This window comes from Sphingobium sp. FW306-1B-F04DB, from assembly GCF_058781925.1.
In genome coordinates this window covers 1-19,129 of the sequence record NZ_JBYSXE010000066.1, presented here as the reverse complement: position 1 = coordinate 19,129, position 19,129 = coordinate 1, and the positions used below count along the sequence as shown (strand labels likewise).

The following is a 19,129-nucleotide window of genomic DNA, read 5'->3' as shown; positions in this document are numbered from 1 at the left end:
GAAGACGACCATGCACCCGGCAAACGATCAACCAGAAAGGACTTGCGTTATAGCGCGCGATTAGACGACTTCATCTGATTTGTCCAACGGAGCAGACAAGCAGGTAGACCCCATGTTCATCGCTCACGCCGCAATCATCTTTGCTTGACGGCTGCCCGCGCAACGCTGGGCTTGAGCAAGCCGGCAGTCTGGTGAGCGCACTTCTCGACGGATCTATGCGCGGGCTGCATCGATCCCATGTGATCTCGGGATGATCCTGGACGGCCATTTTCGCAGAGATTGCGCCGGCTCGCAGATGCTCGCGAGCCTCAGCGAAAGGCATTGGCATGACAAGGCTATCGAGGGTGACCCGTTCCTTCCTGGGCCGTGCGGCAATCGGATTTGTCGGCACCGCCTCAATCCTACTCGGCAACGCGCTGGTCGCATCTGACGCGCGCGCGGCCGCGCCCGTGGCGGCAGAACGCGCCGAAGGCGTGCTGACGGTGCGCAGCGCCTATGGATTTGACGACACGGTTGCACGGCTAAAGGCAGACGTCGCCGCGAAGGGAGTTCGCTTTTTCGACGCGATCGATCAGTCGGCGCTGGGCGCTGAAGCGAAGGTCCCGATCCACCGCTCGACCCTGATTCTGTTCGGCAATCCGCCGCTCGGCGTGCAGTTCCTCCAGTCCAATCCCTATGCGGGTCTCGACTGGCCTGTGAGGATGCTCGTGCTCGAGAATGAGAATGGCACAGTCAGCGTCGCCTGGACCGATTTCGCGTTCATCGCGCATCGCTATGACATTGCTGACCGCGATGCGCAGCTCAGGATGGCGAGCGAGGTTGCTGCCTCGATCGCGTCGGCCGTCGCCGAATAATCGCGCTCGATGGACGCGGTCGCCTTCCTTGTCGCCATCGCCGCGGTGGGCGTGATGGGCTTCGCGATCCAGCGCGGCGCGACCTGCACCGTCGCCGCGATGGAAGAGATCGTGAAATCCCGGCGCTTCGGCCGGCTGATCGCGCTTGTCGAGGCGTCGCTCTGGGTCGGCGGTGGGCTCGTCCTGCTGGACGCGGCGAACCTGCTGCCAATCATGCCTGCGGCATATGCGGCGGGCATCACGACCATCGGCGGCGGCATGCTGCTTGGCCTCGGCGCCTTTGTGAACCGCGCCTGTGTGTTCGGCTCGATCGCGCGGCTCGGTTCGGGCGAATGGGTCTATCTCGCTACACCGCTGGGCTTCTACTTCGGCAGCCTGGTGGCGCTCAGCGTCCCTGACCCAATGCGGCTCGCGGGCGGATCGAGCGTGTTCACGGCGCCGTCCTGGGTCGCGGTTCTCGTCGCCGCATTGCTCGGTTCGCGGCTAATGATGCATGCGATAGCGATCCGGCGCGGACAGCTCGCCGCTCACGTCTGGTCGCCGCATGTCGCAACCTCGGTGATCGGCATCACCTTCCTCGCAGCTTTGCTCGCGGCGGGAAGTTGGACCTATACCGAGCTGCTCGCCGAACTCGCGCGCGGGATGTCCACGTCGCTCGTGCCGCGATTGTTGCTGCTCCTGGCCTTGCTCGGGGGTGCGGTGCTTGGCGGGTGGACTGCAGACAGAATCTGCTTCAGCGCGCCAACGACCGCACGCGTCGCGCGCTGCGTCATGGGCGGCGCGATGATGGGGGCGGGAAGCGCACTTATTCCGGGCGGCAATGACGGTCTCATCCTGGTCGGAATGCCTCTGCTGTGGCCCTATGCGTGGCTGGCCTTCGCAACCATGTGCATCACGATCTGTCTAATGTTGCGAATTGCGACGCGAGGGCCGCTGAGTGCTGCTGGCGCGATCGCTCGCCGCGTGTAATCATGGCGACGCTTCGCGAAGGAGGCCTTGCGGATGGAGATGCAGCAGGTCCGCTATTTCGTGACGCTCGCCGAAGTGCTCAACTTCACGCGGGCGGCCGAACAGTGCAATGTCAGCCAGCCGGCGTTGACGCGTGCGATCCAGCAGCTCGAATATGAACTGGGCGGTCCGCTCTTCCATCGCGAGCGCGGCAACACGCATCTCTCCGAGCTTGGCCGGATGATGCTTCCCTATCTCGAGACCATCCATAGCCAGACCTGCGCTGCGCGCGAGCATGCGAAGGCGGTCAGGCGGATGGAAAAGGCCACGCTCACCATCGGGACGATGTGCACGATCGGGCCCAGGCTCATCGCCGATCTTCTCATCCGCTTCCGCGCGGCACATCCCGAGATCGAGGTCGCGGTAATCGATGCGGGCGCCCCGCAGATGATCGAGAAGCTGGAAAAGGGAGAGCTCGAGATCGCGGTTGTCGGTGTGCCCGAGGAACTGCCCGACACGCTTCACCAGGTTCCGATCTTCCATGAGAACTTCGTCATCCTGCTTCCGCCCAACCATCGGCTGTGCGCGCACAATCCGATCAAGGCGGTCGAACTCCATGACGAGCCCTATGTCAGCCGCAGCAACTGCGAAGTTTTCGCGCCGGTCCGCGCCGATCTGAACAGCCGCGGCATCTATCTACGCAAGGTGTTCAGCTCGCCGCGCGACGACTGGGTTCAGGGAATGATCAAGGCCGGGCTCGGGCTCGGCTTTTTCCCCGAGTTCGCGGTCACCGATGCAGATCTCGTGGTCAGGCCGCTGGTCGACCCGAGCTATTCACGCACCATCTATCTGACCACAGTGCGCGGGCGACCGCATTCGCCGGCGGTTGGCGCGTTCGTCCGGGAGGCGCGGCAGTTCGCATGGCCCGCGAGTGCCAGGCGCGCGGCCTGATGGTTCAGTTCTCGTCCGCGCGTCTGAGATAGGGCAGCGGATCGATATTGCGGAATCCCGGCACCTGATCGGCAAAGTGGCGCAGCCAATAAGCATGCCCGCTCCCGAAGATGACAAGCACGCGGTCGCCGGGGCGAGCCGAGTGCCTCAGCTTGCCGAAAATCTTGGCATTACGCATGTACCACATGACGTTCAGCACGGCGCCCGGCTGGTCGTTCGCGTCGCCGATCGGCAGTGTTCGGTAATAGAATTCGTTGCCACCGAGGAAGTCGCGCGCATTCACTTCCGCGAGAAGCGCCGCAATCGTTGAGCTTTGCTGGCGCTGGTCAAAGGCCCGCGTCCAGGCCGCGATTGGCGCGTTTGCCTGATCGAGCATAGCCGCCTGGCCGTTGCGTGAGGCACTTGCCCGGACCGCATCAAAGGGGAAATAATCTGGCTCGCCCGCCTCTGCCCGCTCATCGATCGCGTCCACGCGGGTCAGGCCGAGTCGATGTGCCAGCCGGTGGCCGATCTGAACCGTCTCGCTTCGTTCGCGCAGCAGCATCGCCGAAGTAAAGCCGTCGTAACGTCGGTCAATCAGCTCCGGATCGGAATGCTCTACCATGATCCGTGTCGGCCGGAACGCTGCCAGCGTCTCTGTGAGACCCTCCAGTTCGCGCTGGCGCGTCGCGGTCAGGACATCCTGCGCCCGGACGTTGTTGAGATCCTGGCCGGGATTGTCGAAATGATAGGTCCCATGCACCATCACCTCGATCGGCGCCGGTTCCGAAGCGTTTGCCGCAGCAGACGCAAACAAGGCGAAAGCAGCGATGCTAACGATCCATTTCATCGTTTCCGTCCCCTGTCAGCAGGTCATGGCATTCCGCCAGGGCGTTCAGCGCCGATGGGAACCCTGCATAAATCGAGACCTGCATCAAGAACTCGACGATTTCCGTCTGGCTGACACCAAGGTTGAGCGCTGCTGCAACATGCGTGCGAAGCTGGGGAATGCGCCCGAGCGATGCCAGCGCCGATATGGCCACGATCTCGCGGGTTTTCATGTCAGCGGCGGGCCGGGCATAGAGATCACCGAAAGGGAACTCGATCATCATGCGCGCGAAGTCGGGCGCGACCTCGGCGACCTTGTTCGAGATCGCCTCGATGCCCGTACATCCGGCCTGGCGCATCAGTTCGACGCCGCGGCGATAACGATCATTGGCGTCGGACATGGGGCAGCATCTCCCGGGGACAGGTGACGCTCCGCATTGTGAAATGCGGAGCGTCACGCCATGCGGCGCCGCAAGGGGGACGGCGCCGGTTCCGCCGCCCAGGGCCAGGGCGAAGCCCGAGCGGCGACAAGGTTGACCTAGTCCTGCGCCTTGACGTCGGCCGAGAGCAGGACTGCGGGCACGCTTCCGGTATTCTTCCACCAGTGCGAGATGCCTTCGGCCTCGCGCGACACTTCGCCCGCCTGGTGGACGATCGGCGCGGCGCAGCTGCTGCGATATTCGGTGACTTCGCCGCTCACCGTGATGATCAGCGCGGGACGGCCCTCATGGCTGTGCAGCGGCACGACGCCGCCGGGCTGGAGCACAAGCCGGCGAAGGCGAAGGTCGCGCCCCGCGACGCCGATCTCCTTACCGAGATCGATCGAGCCGATCACGTCGTCGGTGACGTCCTTGGGGGCGGTCGCTGCGCCCGGAAGTGCATTGGGCCGCATATCATTCGCGTCGCATGCATCGGCGAAGGCGGGGGAGGATAATCCGGCCATGGCGCCTGCGGCAATGATCGCCACGGCCATTCTCTTTGGGGTCAAGTTCAGCATTGCCAGTTCCTTTGTCTGTAAGCGGGGCTGCCACGAGGCGAGGACGGGCGCGGAGCTGGGTCTTCAGGGAGCGTTTGGGGCCCGTTCGTCTGCCCGCCACCGCCTCGTGACGCCCTTGAAAGCTGTGGCAGGGGGCCGGGCGCTACCATTCGATTGTCGGCATGGAGTCGATGCATGAAAGGCATTTCAGCTGTGCGCCGCTCTCGGGGATGATCGCCCTGAACCGCCGGATGGACCGGCTTGTCACTGGAGATCAGCAGATGAACATGCATGCGACGCAGCCCATGGCCGCGCCCGACACGCTTCGTGGCCGCGTAGCCGTCGTCACCGGATCCACGAGCGGAATCGGCCTTGGCATTGCCCGCGCCATCGCGGCAGCCGGCGCGGACGTCGTGATCAATGGCCTTGGCGATCCCGACGAGATCGAGGAGAGGCGGGCCACGCTCTCCGACGCCAGCGGATCGACGATCGTCTACAACGGGGCGAACCTGATGGATCCCGCAGGCGCCCGCGCGCTCATCAAGGACAGCATCGTCCAGCTCGGCCGTGTCGACATCCTGATCAACAATGCCGGCATCCAGCATGTCTCACCAGTCGAATGCATGCCCGTGGACAAATGGGACGCGATCATCGCGCTTAACCTGTCCGCGGCGTTCCATACGATCCGCGCCGCCTTCGGTCCCATGAAATCGGCAGGCTGGGGCAGGATCATCAATGTCGCCTCCGCGCACGGGCTGGTGGCCTCGCCCTTCAAGTCAGCCTATGTGGCGGCCAAGCACGGGATCGTCGGTCTGACCAAGACCGTGGGTCTCGAAGGCGCGCTGCACCGTGTCACATGCAATGCCATCTGCCCGGGCTATGTCTGGACCCCGCTCGTCGACAGCCAGATCGAGGACACCGCTAAGCTGCGCGGCATCACGCGCGAGGAGGTGATCCGCGATGTGCTGCTGGCGGCGCAGCCGAGCAAGCGTTTCGCCGAGGTCGACGAGCTTGGCGCTCTGGCCCTCTTCCTGTGCAGCGATGCAGGGGCATCGATCACCGGGACGGCGCTTCCCGTCGATGGCGGCTGGACGGCGCAGTGACCATGGACAACAGCCTCGCCTCCCCGCGGATTCCGGCGGTCGTCGCACACATCTTCCGCCCACGGCCGCAGCCCGCACCGCAGCTCTGCCAGCGTGGCGCGCCGCTTGGCGGGGTGCTCGCAGAGCTTGCAGAACTTCGGAGGCCGTGATGGCACGCCCCCATGTCGTGATCGTCGGCGCCGACTTTGGCGGACTTTCGGCCGCAAGAGCACTCGCACGCACGCCGGTCGACCTCACGATCATTGACCAGCGCAATCATCATCTTTTCCAACCGCTGCTCTACCAGGTGGCGACCGCCGGGCTCTCGCCCGCCGACATCGCGGCGCCAATTCGTGCGATCGTGAAGCGACAGGCGAATGCGCGTGTACTGCTCGATCGCGCGATGGGGGGCGACATCGATGGGCAACGCGTGCTGCTCGAGCGAGGCGCGCCTGTCGGATTCGACTGGCTTATCCTCGCGACCGGCGCACGGCACAGCTATTTCGGGCACGATGAATGGGCTGCCCATGCCCCCGGCATCAAGACGATTGACGATGCGACGGCGGTGCGGCGCAACGTGCTGCTCGCGCTCGAGCGCGCCGAGACAGAAGCCGATCCCGATCGCCGAAAGCCATTGCTCACCTTTGTCGTCATCGGCGGCGGTCCGACGGGAGTCGAGATGGCGGGCGCAATCGCGGAGCTCGCGCGCCAGTCGGTGTCGCGCGATTTTCGCAGGATCACGCCGCATTGCTCGCGAATTGTGCTGCTGGAGGGCGGCGAGCGATTGCTTTCAGCCTTTCCCCACATCCTGTCGGCCAAGGCCAGGACCGCGATCGAGCAGCTGGGCATTGAAGTGAGGCTTGGCGCGCCGGTCTGTGGGGTCAGCGCGGAAGGCGTCGCTGTCGGATCTGATTTCATCGCGGCCGCGACGATGGTCTGGGCGGCGGGCGTGGAGGCCTCCGCTGCCGCCCGATGGCTCGGCGCAAGCAGCGATGCCGCGGGCCGCATCCATGTCGATGCCGATCTGCGCGTGCCGGGACACCGCCGCATCTTCGCGATCGGCGACACCGCGGCATGCCGGGGCGCCGACGGTTGCCCGCTGCCCGGGGTGGCGCCCGTCGCCAAGCAGCAGGGACGTCATGTCGCGCGCGCCATAGCCGCGGCGATCGAAGGGCGCGCGATACGGCCTTTTCGCTACCGCGATTTAGGCAACCTTGCGACGATCGGCCGACGCCGTGCCGTCATGGATTTCGGGCGCGTCCGCCTTTCGGGCTTTCCCGCATGGCTGCTCTGGTGCGTCGCGCACATCTATTTTTTGGCCGGCTTTCGTAACCGATTTGTCGTCGGAGCGAACTGGCTTTGGAACTACCTCACTTTCGAACGTGGCGCGCGGCTCATCACGGGCGATCCGGCGCAGATACGCTGAGGAACGGGACATGACGAACAAGACCCTTCGAGACGAGCTTTCGGCGCTGGGCCAGCAGGTGCTGGTGCTCCAGGGTGGCGGGGCGCTCGGCGCCTACCAGGCGGGTGTCTACGAGGCGCTGCACAAGGCGGGCATCGAGCCCGACTGGGTGATCGGCACATCGATCGGCGCGATCAACGCGTCGATCATCGCAGGCTGCGGCAAGGGCGACCGGATGGACCGGCTGCGCGAATTCTGGAAGCGCGTCGAACACGGCCATGTCTTCGACGAGATGCTGCCCGCCGAGCTGTCCGCAGCGGCGCGCAACTGGACCGCGATCGCGGGCGGCATCCCCGCTTTCTTTACGCCCAATGCCATGGCGTTCCTCAGCCCGCACACCAATCTGGGCGCCGAGGGAGCAGGATATTATTCGGTCGAGCCACTCCGCCAGACTCTTGCGGATCTCGTCGACCTCAATCGCGTCAATGCGGGCGAGGTGCGGCTGACCGTGGGTGCCTCCAATGTCCGCACCAGCGAGATGGTCTATTTCGACTCGCGCGACATGCCGCTCGACCTGCGCCATGTCATGGCCTCGGGCGCGCTCCCGCCCGCCTTTCCGGCCGTGCGTATCGGCGACGAGCTCTACTGGGACGGCGGCATCCTGTCCAATACACCCGTCGAGGTCGTCTTCGACGACAATCCACGCCGCGACTCGATGGTCTATGCGGTCCATATCTGGAATCCACATGGCGACGAGCCGCGAACGATCTGGGAGGTGATGAACCGCCAGAAGGACGTGCAATATTCGAGCCGCGCCGCCGCGCACATCAAGCGCCAGCGCCAGCTCCACAAGCTGCGGCACGTCATCACCGAGCTTGCCGCGATGATCCCTGAAGACCGGCGCCGCAACGCCGATGTCGCCGATCTCGCCGCCTATGGCTGCCCCACGCGGATGCATGTGATCCGCCTGCTCGCGCCCGCGCTCGACTATGAGGATCATTCCAAGGACATCGACTTCAGCCCGTCGGGAATCCGCGCACGCTGGCAGGCGGGATATGACCACACCTCCCGCACGCTGGAACAGGCGCCGTGGCGCTTTGAGGCCGATCCGCTCGAAGGCTTCATCCTCCACGAAGCCTCCGGCGGCGAGATGGTGACGACCGCAGCCGCCGTCTGACCATTTACCGGGTGCATCGACACGATACCCAACCGGCAGTCAACCGCCGCTCCGCCCACGGCTAGGCTGTCAATGCACCATTCCCCTGGGTGCCTGAAGGAAACTGGACGATGAAGACTGTTCACCTTGCAACCGCCGCGATCGCGCTCACCTCGCTCAGCTCGGCGATGGCCATGGCCGAGCCCGTCAAGCCGCAACCCGGCATGGACAAATGCTACGGCATCTCGCTTGCCGGCAAGAATGACTGCGCCGCGGGCGCGGGCACGAGCTGCGCGGGGACGTCGCGCGCCGACTATCAGGGCAATGCCTGGAAATATGTCGCCAAGGGCACCTGCACCAAGATCAAGACGCCCAAGGGCAACGGCTCGCTCACCCCGATCAAGCGGTGACGATCATGGCTCCGTCGGCGGGATTGAGCTTCAAGCTCGACCATTTCGGAGAGGTGATGGCCTGTCCCGCGGCGGAGCTGTGGTTCGAGGTTCACCCGGAAAACTATATGGTGGACGGCGGTCCGCGTCTCGCCGCGCTTCAGGCGCTTCGCGAGGCGCAGCCGCTCTCGCTGCATGGCGTCGGGCTGTCGCTGGCTGGCGCCGATGATCCATGCGCACGACACCTTGGCGCGCTCAAACGCCTCGTCGACCGGTTCGAGCCCTTCCTTGTCTCGGAGCATTTCGCCTGGTCGCGGCAAGGCGAGCGCTATTTCCCCGACCTGTTGCCGGTCCCGCGCAGCCACGAGACCTTGGCGCGTCTTGTGCGCAACATAGACATCGCCCAGACCACGCTCGGGCGCCCTATCCTGATCGAAAATCCGTCGCATTATCTCGCAATCGCCGGGCACGACTGGAGCGAGACCGAGTTCCTTGGCGAACTCGCGCGGCGCTCTGGCTGCGGCCTACTGCTCGACATCAACAATGTCGCGGTCAGCGCGCACAATCTGGGCTTCGATCCGGCCGCATGGCTCGACGCATTTCCGGCAGCCTATGTCGGGGAGATCCACCTCGCGGGTCACAGTGCCGATGCGGCGCTTGACCTGCTGATTGACAGCCATGACCGCACCGTCGATGGCGGCGTGTGGTCTCTGTACGAGCGGTTTGTCGCGAGGGCCGGACCAAAGTCGACGCTCATCGAATGGGATGCGGCACTGCCCGCTTTCGAAACGCTGCGCGCCGAGGCCGAACGCGCGGCCTCCATTCTGGCAGCGCGCAACGCGGAGCCGGCGCATGTCTGACCTTGCCCGTTTCCAGCGCGACTTCGCAGCTGCCGTGGAAGGCTCTGCTGAAGCTCCCGCGCCTTCGGCGCTTGCGGTCTATCGCAACACCTCCATGCTTGGAGCGATCGAAGCGCTTGCAGCCAATTTCCCGACGGTACGGAAAATCATTGGCGACGATCTCTTCACGCCATTGGCTTCTGACTTCGCGCGGGCAAACCCGCCGCGAAGCCCGGTGCTTGCAACCTATGGCCGACGCTTCGCCGACTTTCTTGAAACCCGGGAAATAGTGGTTCAGCTCCCTTATCTTCCAGATGTCGCCAAGATCGACAGGCTCTATATCGAGGCGCTGTTCGCCGCAGACGCGCCGCCGCTCGACCCCGTCGAGCTCCGCGCGATCGAACCCACGCAGTGGACGCGGCTCCGGCTGAAACTGCACCCCGCCACCCGGTTCGGCTGGTTCACCTCGCCCGCCATGGCGATCTGGCTTGCGCATGCCGAGGTGGACGATCCAGGCGAGATCGTCGTGCAATGGTCGGCGGGCGGGGCGCTGCTGGTTCGTCCTTTTGACCGCGTCGAAGCGCACGCGATCGATCGGCCTGCACACCGCATGCTCTGCGGCATTCTTGTCGGTGAAAGCGTGGGCGACAGCGCAGTCTCGACGCTCAACCTCTATCCCGACGCCGATGTGGGGGCGCTCTTCGCATCGCTTGTCGCCACAGGTCTGTTCGCGTCGTCTTCGCATTGAAAGGATCATCGCATGGCCACCGCTTCCTCACCGAGTCGGGTTCGAAATCCGCTCCAGATCTACGCTGATTCAGCGCACACGACGTTGCCGCTCTCGCTGCTGCTGCTCGTCCAGCGCCTTGGCGTGGCAGCGATCTTCTTCCTGTCCGGACGCACCAAGGTGGAAGGTGCCTTCACCTTAACCGATTCCACCTTCGAGCTGTTCCGCAGCGAATACGCCTTGCCGGTTATCCCGCCCGACATCGCCGCCTATCTCGCGACCGCAGCCGAGCATATCTTCCCGACCCTGCTCGTGCTCGGTCTCTTCACACGGCTTTCGGCGACCGCGTTGCTTGGCATGACGCTCGTGATCCAGCTTTTCGTCTATCCCGACGCCTGGCCGACGCATCTGAGCTGGGCAGGATTGCTGCTGCCGCTGATTGCTCTCGGAGGCGGAAGGCTATCGCTCGATCATCGTCTTCGAATCCCTTGATGACGCCGCACGGTGGCCTGCGGTGTCACTGCAGCCCGGCCTGTCGATTGTCTACATTTCAAATCTTTGGCTGAAAGGCGGATTGACCGGTCTTTTGGTCGTTCCCGGCGTCGAAACCTGAATGTATGGCGTCTGTGGACGCCCCTGAAGAAGCAAGCGTTAAATGAGGTCAGACACGTAGTCAGATGCTCTCGTCTGTCCGGCCTCTGATGCAGCCTTCGGCTGCGGGCCAGTATGGGAGTTCGCGGACCGGATCCACATCGGCTTTGCGCGCTTGGTTAGCGCTACGCCATTCACTGGTTTTCCGGTCCCGTCTTACCGACTGTTGTGCCATACCCTCCTTCGACCGCCTACGTCCCCGACGCCTCTGACCGCCGTCCCGGCTTACGCCGCGACCGCTGCCGGAGCTCTATAATCTTCCCGCTTGGTGAGCAGAGCCCAGACCATGCGCGCCATTTTGTTGGCAAGCGCGACCGAGACAAGCATGCGCGGCTTGCGCGTGAGCATCTGCTCCAGCCAGGAGCCGGCCGGCGCCCCGAAGCGACACGCCTGGCGCACCATCGAGCTGCCGCCGATGATGAGCAGCCGCCTGATCGTGCGCTCTCCCATTTTCGAGATGCTGCCGAGCCGCTGTTTGCCGCCAGTCGAGTGCTGACGCGGTGCGAGCCCAAGCCAGGCGGCGAAGTCACGGCTTTTGCGGATGGTCTCGATCGGTGGAGCGAGCGCGATAATGGCGGTAGCAGCGATCGGACCGATGCCGGGAATGGTCATCAGTCGGCGCGCTGCCTCGTCCTCCTTCGCGCGCCGCGCGATCTCGCGGTCGAGTACGGAGATCCGCTTGTCGAGCTCGGCCAGCAGATCGACCATAAGCTTGAACATGGGCCGCGCCGCCTCCGGCAGAGTCGAGACCATCTCCTCATCCTCGAGAAGGTCAGCCAACATCGTCATGTGCGCCGTCCCGCGCGGCGCGACCCAGCCATATTCCGCCAGATGACCGCGGATCGCATTGATGAGCTGGGTGCGCTGACGCACCAGCAGGTCGCGCGTGCGGAACACGAGCCCTGCTGCCTGTTGCTCCTTGCTCTTCACCGCAACGAAGCGCATGCCGGGACGCTGTGCCGCCTCGCAGATCGTCTCCGCGTCGACCGCATCGTTCTTATTCCGCTTCACGAACGGCTTCACGTAGGCTGGCGGGATCAGCCGCACCTCATGCCCCATCGCCTGCAACTCGCGCGCCCAATGATGCGCGCCACCACACGCTTCGAGCGCCACCATGCGCGCCGGCTGATCGGCGAAGAAGTCGAGCAGCTTGCTCCTGGTCAGCTTGCGACTGAAAACCATCGCACCGCGCTCATCAGAGCCATGCACGTGAAAAACGTTCTTGGCGATATCCAGACCGATTGTGGTAACCTGCGACACGGACGCCTCCCTCAGTGGTGTTTCAACACCTCCACTTTGGCACATCGATGCCGTCGGGGGGCGTCCACCCCATCAGCTTTCAGCAGCAGGTGCGAAGCGCGGGAACGGCCGAGCTGTCGGTGGAAGCTGTCTGCGAGCATTCGAAGAATTCTGCGTACCGCCGCGAAGCAGCGCACAGGGCAGGTGCCGCAGAGCGCCGCCGTACCGGCCCCCCGATTGATCGACGCTGCAGAGGTCCGCTCTCCGTTGAACATAAAGGCCCTGGCGATATAGTTGCATCCGAAATACAAGCGGCAAGGGGCTCCATCGATGCGATATTGGGCCATGCTCAAATTTTTTATGATGTCGCTGACGGCGTTGCCCGTTTCGGCGCGGCCGCAAACGCGCAGCGTCGATGGATCACCGCTTCCGGCACAGAGCGTCACGGTCCCGGCCGACCGGCCGCAGACCGACATCATCGTTCAGCCGAGGACGCGCGTTTGTTCATTGCCAGACGAACGCGCGCATCGGAACAGCAATGTCTGCCGTCGAGAGAGTTTCAGTAGGGATAGGGTATGTTGTAATAGCCGTAGATTTGCCGACCATAGTCGTCATCATAGACCTGATCCTGGTCGGCGGCATAACGCGGCGCGCCTTCCAGCACCTCCTTGGCGAGGTCGACCACATAGCCGCCCTTGTTCTCATCGTAGCTCAGCACATCCCAAGGCAACGGGTAGTGATCCTGGCCGAGACCGAACAGCCCGCCGAAGGAAAGCTCGGCATAATCGACCTTGCCGCTGAGCTTGTCGACCATGAAGCGGCCGATGCTGCCGAGTTTCTCGCCTTGCCGGTTATAGACTGATGTTCCCTCGACCTTGTCGGAAGCGATGGTACGGCTTCCCGAAAGCGTTTGATATTCACCCATGATGTCTCTCCTCTCTTGATTCAATTGAGCGGGGCGCCGCGTTCAAGGACCGCGCCGCTGAAGGACCGCGTGACGGGTGTCGGCAATCCTTCGGTTCTGATCTCGTCGAGAAGCGCTTCCTTGCGCTCGGCGAGCGCGCGACCCAGCGCGAGCAAATCGACGTCCGTTGCGCGCGCCTGGGCAAACATCCCTTCGCCCGGGCGCTCCTCTTCCTTGACATGATGTCGGATTTCCTCGGCGAGCACGGTCACCTTGGCATCGTAGAATTCGTCCGCAGTGTCCGAATGAAGCAGCTCGGCGATCAACACCTTGGCGCCGTCATGCTCGACATAGGCCTCGGACATCAGAGCCTCATCGACCTTTCCCTTCAATGCCGGGTAGAAGATCTCCTCCTCGATCGCGGCATGAACCATGAGCTCGGTGCAGATCCGCTGGGCAAGTTCCTGTTTCCGGCGTTCGCTTCTCGCCTTGTCGAACTGGTCGAACAGATCCTCGACCTTCCGATGATCCTGCTTCAGCAGCGCGATCGCGTCTGGTTGCTTCGTTGCCATTGGGTTCTCCTGACGGCTGGATGATTGGCGTGCCGGCAACCGGTGCGGTGTCGGCGGTCCTTTCGTAGTGATCGGCAAAGGCAAGGAGCCGGGATGCGACGACCGGGTCTTCTGACAGGGCGGCCGCCTGGCGGCACTGACCGGCGCGTACCCTCCACCAGGCCGACCTTGGCGGGCTGACATGTGAACTGGGCGTGGGACGGCGCGAATAGCCGGGTGCCTGACGCAACGCTCACTCTCCAATGCCCCCGCACTGCATCAACCCGACGAGGTGCTCTGAAGTTTCCAGCGCGCAGCATGAAATCGTACTGATCGAAGTTAATCCGGCCCCGGTGCGTCGCCCGCCGGCACGGGCCACCGGGGCTTGATGTTCCGTCGATATTGTCGGGGCACAGACGTTGGGAGTGAGGCGCCAGTCTCTATCCGGGATCGGATTTCGATGAGCGGTGCCGAGGACAGCGGACCTTACCGAGAGTCCCACGGGTTCCTCTTAGGCGGGCGGAAAAAGGAGACCGCACATAACGCAGAAGGACCGTTATGAAATCGAGACCGGCACGGGCGGCGAGATGCACCAGCATGTGCCGCGCAAAGGGCCCCACAAGCCCGAAGCGCATCTGACGACCAATCAGGGCATTCGCATTCACGACGATACTGGGCGCGCGAGCCCGGCGTGCGCAAGCTCGCCTGATCCCTAGCCGCGTATCCCTCGAAAGGGCAAGGGCGGGACAAAGCGCGATCCCGCCCTTGCCATTTTCACCGATGACCAACAGCCTCGATTTCCGGAACCGCCAACTGCTCCTGGCCCGCCTGCGTCTCCTTTTCGATTTGCTTTCGATATAGCCGCGCAAGCTTGAGATGGACGCATCTGGTTGCGGGGCACTCGGTGCCGGCCGCACGGCTTTCCTCTTCTTCCAGTCGCCGCTTGTAATAGGCGATATCATTCTCTCCCATTTTCTCCTCGCATGAGCGTGGGCCGTGCCGGAGCGAGGGGCTCCGGCACAGCTCTGGTTCTGGACAAGTCTGATGCGGCGACGCGCCTGTCAGGACGCGTGACGCTCATCTCCGGAAGCTTCGATCTGCTTCGTCGCCGGCGCATCCGAGATTTCGACGCGCCGCGGCTTCATGGCCTCGGGCACCTCGCGTTCGAGCACGATCGTCAGGAGACCATGATCGAAGCTCGCCGAGCGAACCTGGACGAAGTCGGCAAGCTGGAAGCGACGCTCGAAGGGGCGTGCCGCGATCCCGCGATGGAGATAGCGGCTCTCATCCTTGTCTTCCGCCTTCTTGCCGGTCACCGCGAGCAGGTTCTGCTGAGCGACGATCTCGATATCCTCGGGCCTGAAACCGGCCACCGCCAGCGTGATCCGATAGCGATCCTCGCCGTCGCGTTCGAGATCGAAGGGCGGATAGCCTTCCGTTGCATCCGAACGCATGCTGCTCTCAAGAATATCGAAAAGGCGATCGAAGCCGACCGTCGAGCGCCTGTAGGGGGCAAAATCAAAAGCTGTTCTCATTTCCAAATCCTCCTCTTGAAGCAATTTGGGCATGAGATGCGCCGGAGAGAGCCGGCGCTCCCTTGACCCAGCCGGACCCCGGATCGGCATCCGGCAAATATGAGTTAGGAAGGCTTCGCGAAGCGTCAAGAGGCAGTGAAGCGGCCGATCAATCCGGAGCGCTTTCGGGTTCCAACTCGTTGCGTAACAGGCAGATCCCAGGCGTACCTTCCGTGCCGGATCATTGGCCGGTGTCCTGTATCCGCGGCAATTCGTGGAATTGCTGCAGGCCTAGATTCCGGGGGAACCCCGCCTGATCAGCTTCATGATCGCCAGCAGTATGATTGCCCCAAGCAGCGAATAGAGCACTGCTATGAGGTTGAGGGGCGCGTTGATTATCGATGCACCGCCACCGAACAGGAAGCCGGCGATCAGGACACCAACGATACCGACCACGATGTCGAACAAAATCCCCCCGCCGGTGCGCATGATCATGCCAGCAACCCATCCCACGAGAGCGCCCACGATCAATATGATAATCAACCCCATCACATCCTCCAATGTTGCTCTGATCGCCTGGACCGCGAGCTAATAGACTCTTTCGTTCCCGCAACGGTTCCCATGCACGTGCAGGCTTTTGGGCTTCCCGCCTTGAGACCAAAGCGACCGCGTCTTCGGCGTGGCCTCTCTGCTCTGGGCGCCTTGCACGAATGTTGGCTGTCGGGCAGCTACCAGCACCGTTGAGGGCGTATGCCCGGCGGGCGCTGCCGGTAATGCCCGCCAGGGCGATACCCCGAGACCTGCCCGAGGGCGTTGTCGTCGCCAGATGCTTCTTCTATTGTTTCGTCTCCGGTGTGACCCGCCGTGGCTGCCGGACCTCGCCGAGCTCCTGTCGGCTGTGCGGGGAAATGCGCTGACGAGCGAGGGATCATGAGCCAATCGACGTTGTCCGATCCGCAACTTGATTCCGGCGCGTGGCTTGCTTCGGTCGTTGAGAATTCCGAAGATGCAATTGTCAGCAAGACGCTGGACGGCATCATCACGAGCTGGAACGCTGGAGCCGAGAAATTATTCGGTTACTCTAGCGAAGAGGCAGTCGGCCAGTCGATAACGCTGATCATTCCCGAAGATCGGCTTCACGAGGAAAGCGACATCATCGCGAGGCTGCGGGCCGGTGAGCGTGTTGATCGTTTCGAGACCGTCCGTCGTCGCAGCGATGGCGCCCCGGTCCATGTCGAGGTCACGGTTTCGCCGGTACGCTGCGCGGCCGGGACGATCATCGGGGCCTCCAAAATCGCGCGTGATATTGGTGAGCGGATACGGCACGCCGAGGATCAGAGGCTTATCGTTCGTGAAATGCAGCATCGAATCAAGAACCTGCTGTCGATCGTGCAGGGGCTGATCAGCGTGAGCCGGCGCCAGGCGCGAACCGTTCCTGAATTCGCCGACGATCTGTGCAACCGCATCACCTCGCTTGCCGCTGCTCAGCAGCTGGTTCTCCACCGTCCGGGGGAAGAGGACGCGGACGCCGCGCTGGGTGACGTCGTCGAGGCCGTGCTGGCTCCCTATCTCGGAGACGGCCGTGTAAAGGTTGGCGCGAGTGACGCTGCGGTTGGCCGGCGCGCTATGACCTCGCTCGCACTTCTCCTTCACGAACTCGCCACCAACGCAGTCAAATATGGTGCCCTGTCCAGATCCGAGGGCCGCCTTGTCGTCGGGATTACCCATCGGAATGAATCCATCGTCATCGACTGGAAGGAGCGTGGGGGCAGGGAGAAGGACGGGGAGCAAGGCTTTGGAACCGAGTTGCTGCACGCCGCTTTGCGCGGTCTGGGCGGTATAATTGACAAGTCCTGGCAGAATGGCGAGCGCGTCGTCACGATCCGCTTGCCGCGAAGTCAGCTGGCGATCTGATGCAGGCGCGGCGATGAGTACTGGCTTCCAGCTGCGCGGCGCGCGATCCGAAATCGAGCCGCTTGCGCCCCGGTCACCATGCTCTTACACCTGCTTGACGGCCGCTCAACGCCGGTCGCGGCGACGTGAGCGCCGTGTTTGACATGCGCAAAGCTGCAGACGGCAGCTGACGACCTCCAGCCGCAGCTCAAGGCCTCATGAATGAGCGGCGGGTTTGGCGAAACGAAACGGACGAGCTTAACGCCAGACTTGTTGGTGCCTGCCGTCGCGTTGTCGTTCCTGAATTGCGGGGGCCGCGCCAGCACCCGACGGTCCGGACAGCCCCAGAAGCGGAGGTTCGCCCCGCCGCCCGGTTCCCCCATGGTGCCGGACACTCCAATTCAGGCAGTCGGCACCGTCCCTCCATCAATGACGTACTCGGCGCCTGTGATCGACGCCGCGCGGTCCGAGGCGAGAAAGGCGATCAAGTCCGCGACTTCGCGCGGTTTCGCAGGACGCCCAATCGGAATGCCGCCGAGCGAGGCCATGAGCCCTTGCCGTGCTGCTTCCTTGTCGGTGCCGGCTTCTGCTGCGAGGCGCTCGATCAACGCTGTGGCGGCGCTCGTCTCGACCCAACCGGGTGAAACGCGGATCACACGGACTCCCTTCGGGCTCACCTCCTTCGACAGCGCCTTGCTGTAGGTTGAAAGCGCCGCTTTGGCGGCTGCATAGGCCGTCGTGGATTCGTAGAGCGGCATCTGGTGCTGGATCGAAGTGACATGAATGACGACACCCGATCCTTGCGCCAGCATCAATGGCACAAGCGCCCTGTCGAGCCGGACGGCCGGAAATAGATTAAGCGACAGCTCCGTTTGCCATTGGCGGTCATCGAGCACTGCGAACCCTCCACCCGGCGCGGAGGAACCGCCGACGACATGGACCAGGATGTCAACACCGCCCAGCCTTGCCCGAACTGCGTCAACCACGCTGTCGCACCCTTCCGGCGTCGCGACATCCGCGGCTACAAAATCAACTTCGGGGAGATTGTCAGGGCGAATTCGGGCCGTTGCCAGCACTTCGGCGCCCGCCGCCTTGAGCGCCGCGACCACCGCCTCGCCCACACCCTTGGTTCCGCCGGTGACCAGCGCGCGCCGGCCCTCCAGTTCCAGTGCGCTGGCCATCAGCGGATCGCCAGCGTGCGGATCAGACCATCGGTCGAGAGGCCAAAGCTGTATGTGAGATTGGCCGGGCTTCCCGAAAAGTTACCGGCGACCCGGGCGCTGACAATCGTCAGCCCATCGCTCTCGCTGATGTCGAGCGGCTCAACGCTGACGCCATATTTGGGGACGGTGTCCTTTTTCCATTCGCGCACGACCTCCGCGCCCCCATGGACATGGCCTTCGTCACGCACTTCCGCGTCGGGCGCGAAGCACGCAATCATGGCCTCTACGTCATGCGCGTTCTGCGCGAAAAAATAGGTAGCAAGACGATCGGGTAGCTTGGCGCTCATAGCGAGCCTCCTCTGCTCTTCTAGAACAGAGGCGAAATGGTGTTATACTGCACTCATGGCAAGAACAGACAAAAAAGTAGGGTACTCACCTACAGGTAAGGTTGAAGACGTGACCCCGGAAATGGCGGCAAGCGGAGTCGAGGTCGCCTTCCGCGTGCTGGAGGGGCGATGGAAGATGATGATCATCTTCCATCTCTTCGACCGGGGCACGCTGCGTTTTTCAGAACTGGAGCGGGCCATTGCGGCCGTGTCCCAGAAAATGCTGATCCAGCAGCTTCGCGAACTCGAACGCGACGGCATTGTCGTCCGGACCGTCTATCCGCAGGTGCCCCCCAAGGTCGAATATAGCCTTACCGCGTGGGGTCAGGCGATGTGCCCCGCGCTTGCCGCGCGGTGGCGAGCAATTGGCGATCAAGATCGGCGGCATGCTTACGGATATCGCGCCACGCCTCGAGCAAGGGCAGTATGGTCCGTGCCAGGCTGTCCTTTCCGTCGAGAAGCTCCCGGACATTGCTATTAAACACGGCGCCCTTGCCCGGGGGTACGATGAGACCGAACGTCTTCATCAGACCGCGGATCTGATTGCTTAGCTGAGTTGAGACATCCAGGAGCCGGTTCCGCGCGCCCACCAATGTACGGGTCAACATGGCCTCGAGCGACTTGACCCGCACCGCTTTGTAAAATCCAGCTTCAGCCAGTTGGGCCAGGCCGTCGGCGTCATTCGCGTCGGTCT

General features: G+C 63.4%; 22 protein-coding genes and 2 pseudogenes. 12 read left to right on the top strand and 12 right to left on the bottom strand.

From position 1 onward, the window contains the following. Positions 1-344: 344 nt before the first annotated feature. Genes AC3WJD_RS20080 through AC3WJD_RS20070 form a run of 3 tightly spaced genes read left to right on the top strand, consistent with a single transcriptional unit; the run spans position 345 to position 2,753 of the window. The gene (locus AC3WJD_RS20080) at positions 345-854 is read left to right on the top strand and encodes a DUF302 domain-containing protein (protein WP_492748527.1); all 510 of its coding nucleotides are present in this window, start codon (positions 345-347) and stop codon (positions 852-854) included. Between the two features lie 9 nt (positions 855-863). Next, the gene (locus tag AC3WJD_RS20075; protein WP_492748526.1) at positions 864-1,823 is read left to right on the top strand and encodes a YeeE/YedE thiosulfate transporter family protein; all 960 of its coding nucleotides are present in this window, start codon (positions 864-866) and stop codon (positions 1,821-1,823) included. A 33-nt stretch (positions 1,824-1,856) separates the two neighbouring features. Beyond that, positions 1,857-2,753 (top strand): LysR family transcriptional regulator, encoded by an 897-nt coding sequence (locus tag AC3WJD_RS20070; protein ID WP_492748525.1) that lies wholly within the window; start codon positions 1,857-1,859, stop codon positions 2,751-2,753. A 4-nt stretch (positions 2,754-2,757) separates the two neighbouring features. Here the strand turns inward: AC3WJD_RS20070 and AC3WJD_RS20065 are convergent, their stop codons facing one another. From AC3WJD_RS20065 to AC3WJD_RS20055, 3 genes are all read right to left on the bottom strand, one after another. Further along, complete coding sequence (locus AC3WJD_RS20065; RefSeq protein WP_492748524.1) at positions 2,758-3,357, bottom strand: DUF5694 domain-containing protein; 600 nt, start codon at positions 3,355-3,357, stop codon at positions 2,758-2,760. A gap of 208 nt (positions 3,358-3,565) precedes the next feature. Next, positions 3,566-3,961, bottom strand: a complete 396-nt coding sequence (locus tag AC3WJD_RS20060; protein ID WP_492748523.1) for a carboxymuconolactone decarboxylase family protein — start codon at positions 3,959-3,961, stop codon at positions 3,566-3,568. 137 nt (positions 3,962-4,098) lie between these two features. Next, positions 4,099-4,527 (bottom strand): cupin domain-containing protein, encoded by a 429-nt coding sequence (locus AC3WJD_RS20055; protein WP_492748522.1) that lies wholly within the window; start codon positions 4,525-4,527, stop codon positions 4,099-4,101. A 314-nt stretch (positions 4,528-4,841) separates the two neighbouring features. On the opposite strand from AC3WJD_RS20055, the gene AC3WJD_RS20050 reads away from it, so the two are divergent. The 7 genes from AC3WJD_RS20050 (at position 4,842) to AC3WJD_RS20020 (ending at position 10,626) form a co-directional block, all read left to right on the top strand. Next, positions 4,842-5,639, top strand: coding sequence for a 3-hydroxybutyrate dehydrogenase (locus AC3WJD_RS20050; RefSeq protein ID WP_492748529.1), 798 nt, complete (start codon positions 4,842-4,844; stop codon positions 5,637-5,639). Positions 5,640-5,787: 148 nt separating this feature from the next. Further along, entirely contained in the window at positions 5,788-7,044 is a 1,257-nt protein-coding gene (locus tag AC3WJD_RS20045; protein WP_492748521.1) for an NAD(P)/FAD-dependent oxidoreductase, read from the top strand. Positions 7,045-7,054: 10 nt separating this feature from the next. Continuing rightward, complete coding sequence (locus AC3WJD_RS20040; protein WP_492748520.1) at positions 7,055-8,200, top strand: patatin-like phospholipase family protein; 1,146 nt, start codon at positions 7,055-7,057, stop codon at positions 8,198-8,200. A 110-nt stretch (positions 8,201-8,310) separates the two neighbouring features. After that, positions 8,311-8,589, top strand: a complete 279-nt coding sequence (locus tag AC3WJD_RS20035; protein ID WP_492748519.1) for a BufA1 family periplasmic bufferin-type metallophore — start codon at positions 8,311-8,313, stop codon at positions 8,587-8,589. Between the two features lie 5 nt (positions 8,590-8,594). Continuing rightward, entirely contained in the window at positions 8,595-9,428 is an 834-nt protein-coding gene (gene bufB, locus AC3WJD_RS20030; RefSeq protein ID WP_492748528.1) for an MNIO family bufferin maturase, read from the top strand. Beyond that, complete coding sequence (locus tag AC3WJD_RS20025) at positions 9,421-10,155, top strand: HvfC/BufC family peptide modification chaperone (RefSeq protein ID WP_492748518.1); 735 nt, start codon at positions 9,421-9,423, stop codon at positions 10,153-10,155. Before bufB ends, AC3WJD_RS20025 begins: the two co-directional genes overlap by 8 nt. A 12-nt stretch (positions 10,156-10,167) precedes the next feature. Further along, complete coding sequence (locus AC3WJD_RS20020) at positions 10,168-10,626, top strand: DoxX family protein (RefSeq protein ID WP_492748517.1); 459 nt, start codon at positions 10,168-10,170, stop codon at positions 10,624-10,626. 384 nt (positions 10,627-11,010) lie between these two features. Here the strand turns inward: AC3WJD_RS20020 and AC3WJD_RS20015 are convergent, their stop codons facing one another. The 6 genes from AC3WJD_RS20015 to AC3WJD_RS19990 all read right to left on the bottom strand — a co-directional run bounded on the left by AC3WJD_RS20015 (position 11,011) and on the right by AC3WJD_RS19990 (position 15,542). Continuing rightward, the gene (locus AC3WJD_RS20015) at positions 11,011-12,045 is read right to left on the bottom strand and encodes an IS110 family RNA-guided transposase (RefSeq protein ID WP_492748516.1); all 1,035 of its coding nucleotides are present in this window, start codon (positions 12,043-12,045) and stop codon (positions 11,011-11,013) included. 11 nt (positions 12,046-12,056) lie between these two features. Next, complete coding sequence (locus tag AC3WJD_RS20010; protein ID WP_492748515.1) at positions 12,057-12,503, bottom strand: hypothetical protein; 447 nt, start codon at positions 12,501-12,503, stop codon at positions 12,057-12,059. Positions 12,504-12,583: 80 nt separating this feature from the next. Further along, complete coding sequence (locus AC3WJD_RS20005) at positions 12,584-12,949, bottom strand: PRC-barrel domain-containing protein (RefSeq protein ID WP_492748514.1); 366 nt, start codon at positions 12,947-12,949, stop codon at positions 12,584-12,586. A 20-nt stretch (positions 12,950-12,969) separates the two neighbouring features. Then, on the bottom strand, positions 12,970-13,500 hold the full coding sequence (locus AC3WJD_RS20000; RefSeq protein WP_492748513.1) for a hemerythrin domain-containing protein: 531 nt from the start codon (positions 13,498-13,500) through the stop codon (positions 12,970-12,972). Positions 13,501-14,540: 1,040 nt separating this feature from the next. Next, entirely contained in the window at positions 14,541-15,014 is a 474-nt protein-coding gene (locus AC3WJD_RS19995) for an Hsp20 family protein (protein WP_492748512.1), read from the bottom strand. Between the two features lie 270 nt (positions 15,015-15,284). After that, entirely contained in the window at positions 15,285-15,542 is a 258-nt protein-coding gene (locus AC3WJD_RS19990) for a GlsB/YeaQ/YmgE family stress response membrane protein (protein ID WP_492748511.1), read from the bottom strand. Positions 15,543-15,923: 381 nt separating this feature from the next. Between AC3WJD_RS19990 and AC3WJD_RS19985 the strand changes: the two genes are divergently transcribed. Then, positions 15,924-16,907, top strand: coding sequence for a PAS domain S-box protein (locus tag AC3WJD_RS19985; RefSeq protein WP_492748510.1), 984 nt, complete (start codon positions 15,924-15,926; stop codon positions 16,905-16,907). A gap of 380 nt (positions 16,908-17,287) precedes the next feature. Here AC3WJD_RS19985 and AC3WJD_RS19980 read toward each other — a convergent pair whose 3' ends face one another. Beyond that, entirely contained in the window at positions 17,288-18,067 is a 780-nt protein-coding gene (locus AC3WJD_RS19980; RefSeq protein WP_492748509.1) for an SDR family oxidoreductase, read from the bottom strand. Next, a complete protein-coding gene (locus AC3WJD_RS19975) occupies positions 18,067-18,396 on the bottom strand; it encodes a nuclear transport factor 2 family protein (protein WP_492748508.1) in 330 nt (109 codons plus the stop codon). The genes AC3WJD_RS19980 and AC3WJD_RS19975 overlap by 1 nt, the downstream gene beginning before the upstream one ends. Positions 18,397-18,451: 55 nt before the next feature. On the opposite strand from AC3WJD_RS19975, the pseudogene AC3WJD_RS19970 reads away from it, so the two are divergent. Then, positions 18,452-18,727: pseudogene (locus tag AC3WJD_RS19970) on the top strand (winged helix-turn-helix transcriptional regulator); the annotation flags it as partial. A 46-nt stretch (positions 18,728-18,773) separates the two neighbouring features. On the opposite strand, the pseudogene AC3WJD_RS19965 reads toward AC3WJD_RS19970, so the two are convergent. Then, positions 18,774-19,129, bottom strand: a pseudogene (locus AC3WJD_RS19965) (IS110 family transposase); the annotation flags it as partial.

Excerpts from the sequence above, each read along its gene's own strand:
- AC3WJD_RS20075 (WP_492748526.1), top strand. The coding sequence starts at position 864 with ATGGACGCGGTCGCCTTCCTTGTCGCCATCGCCGCGGTGGGCGTGATG.
- AC3WJD_RS20070 (WP_492748525.1), top strand. The coding sequence starts at position 1,857 with ATGGAGATGCAGCAGGTCCGCTATTTCGTGACGCTCGCCGAAGTGCTC.
- AC3WJD_RS20065 (WP_492748524.1), bottom strand. The coding sequence starts at position 3,357 with ATGGTAGAGCATTCCGATCCGGAGCTGATTGACCGACGTTACGACGGC.
- AC3WJD_RS20060 (WP_492748523.1), bottom strand. The coding sequence starts at position 3,961 with ATGTCCGACGCCAATGATCGTTATCGCCGCGGCGTCGAACTGATGCGC.
- AC3WJD_RS20050 (WP_492748529.1), top strand. The coding sequence starts at position 4,842 with ATGGCCGCGCCCGACACGCTTCGTGGCCGCGTAGCCGTCGTCACCGGA.
- AC3WJD_RS20045 (WP_492748521.1), top strand. The coding sequence starts at position 5,788 with ATGGCACGCCCCCATGTCGTGATCGTCGGCGCCGACTTTGGCGGACTT.
- AC3WJD_RS20040 (WP_492748520.1), top strand. The coding sequence starts at position 7,055 with ATGACGAACAAGACCCTTCGAGACGAGCTTTCGGCGCTGGGCCAGCAG.
- AC3WJD_RS20035 (WP_492748519.1), top strand. The coding sequence starts at position 8,311 with ATGAAGACTGTTCACCTTGCAACCGCCGCGATCGCGCTCACCTCGCTC.
- bufB (WP_492748528.1), top strand. The coding sequence starts at position 8,595 with ATGGCTCCGTCGGCGGGATTGAGCTTCAAGCTCGACCATTTCGGAGAG.
- AC3WJD_RS20025 (WP_492748518.1), top strand. The coding sequence starts at position 9,421 with ATGTCTGACCTTGCCCGTTTCCAGCGCGACTTCGCAGCTGCCGTGGAA.
- AC3WJD_RS20020 (WP_492748517.1), top strand. The coding sequence starts at position 10,168 with ATGGCCACCGCTTCCTCACCGAGTCGGGTTCGAAATCCGCTCCAGATC.
- AC3WJD_RS20010 (WP_492748515.1), bottom strand. The coding sequence starts at position 12,503 with ATGATGTCGGTCTGCGGCCGGTCGGCCGGGACCGTGACGCTCTGTGCC.
- AC3WJD_RS20005 (WP_492748514.1), bottom strand. The coding sequence starts at position 12,949 with ATGGGTGAATATCAAACGCTTTCGGGAAGCCGTACCATCGCTTCCGAC.
- AC3WJD_RS20000 (WP_492748513.1), bottom strand. The coding sequence starts at position 13,500 with ATGGCAACGAAGCAACCAGACGCGATCGCGCTGCTGAAGCAGGATCAT.
- AC3WJD_RS19995 (WP_492748512.1), bottom strand. The coding sequence starts at position 15,014 with ATGAGAACAGCTTTTGATTTTGCCCCCTACAGGCGCTCGACGGTCGGC.
- AC3WJD_RS19990 (WP_492748511.1), bottom strand. The coding sequence starts at position 15,542 with ATGGGGTTGATTATCATATTGATCGTGGGCGCTCTCGTGGGATGGGTT.
- AC3WJD_RS19985 (WP_492748510.1), top strand. The coding sequence starts at position 15,924 with ATGAGCCAATCGACGTTGTCCGATCCGCAACTTGATTCCGGCGCGTGG.
- AC3WJD_RS19980 (WP_492748509.1), bottom strand. The coding sequence starts at position 18,067 with ATGGCCAGCGCACTGGAACTGGAGGGCCGGCGCGCGCTGGTCACCGGC.
- AC3WJD_RS19975 (WP_492748508.1), bottom strand. The coding sequence starts at position 18,396 with ATGAGCGCCAAGCTACCCGATCGTCTTGCTACCTATTTTTTCGCGCAG.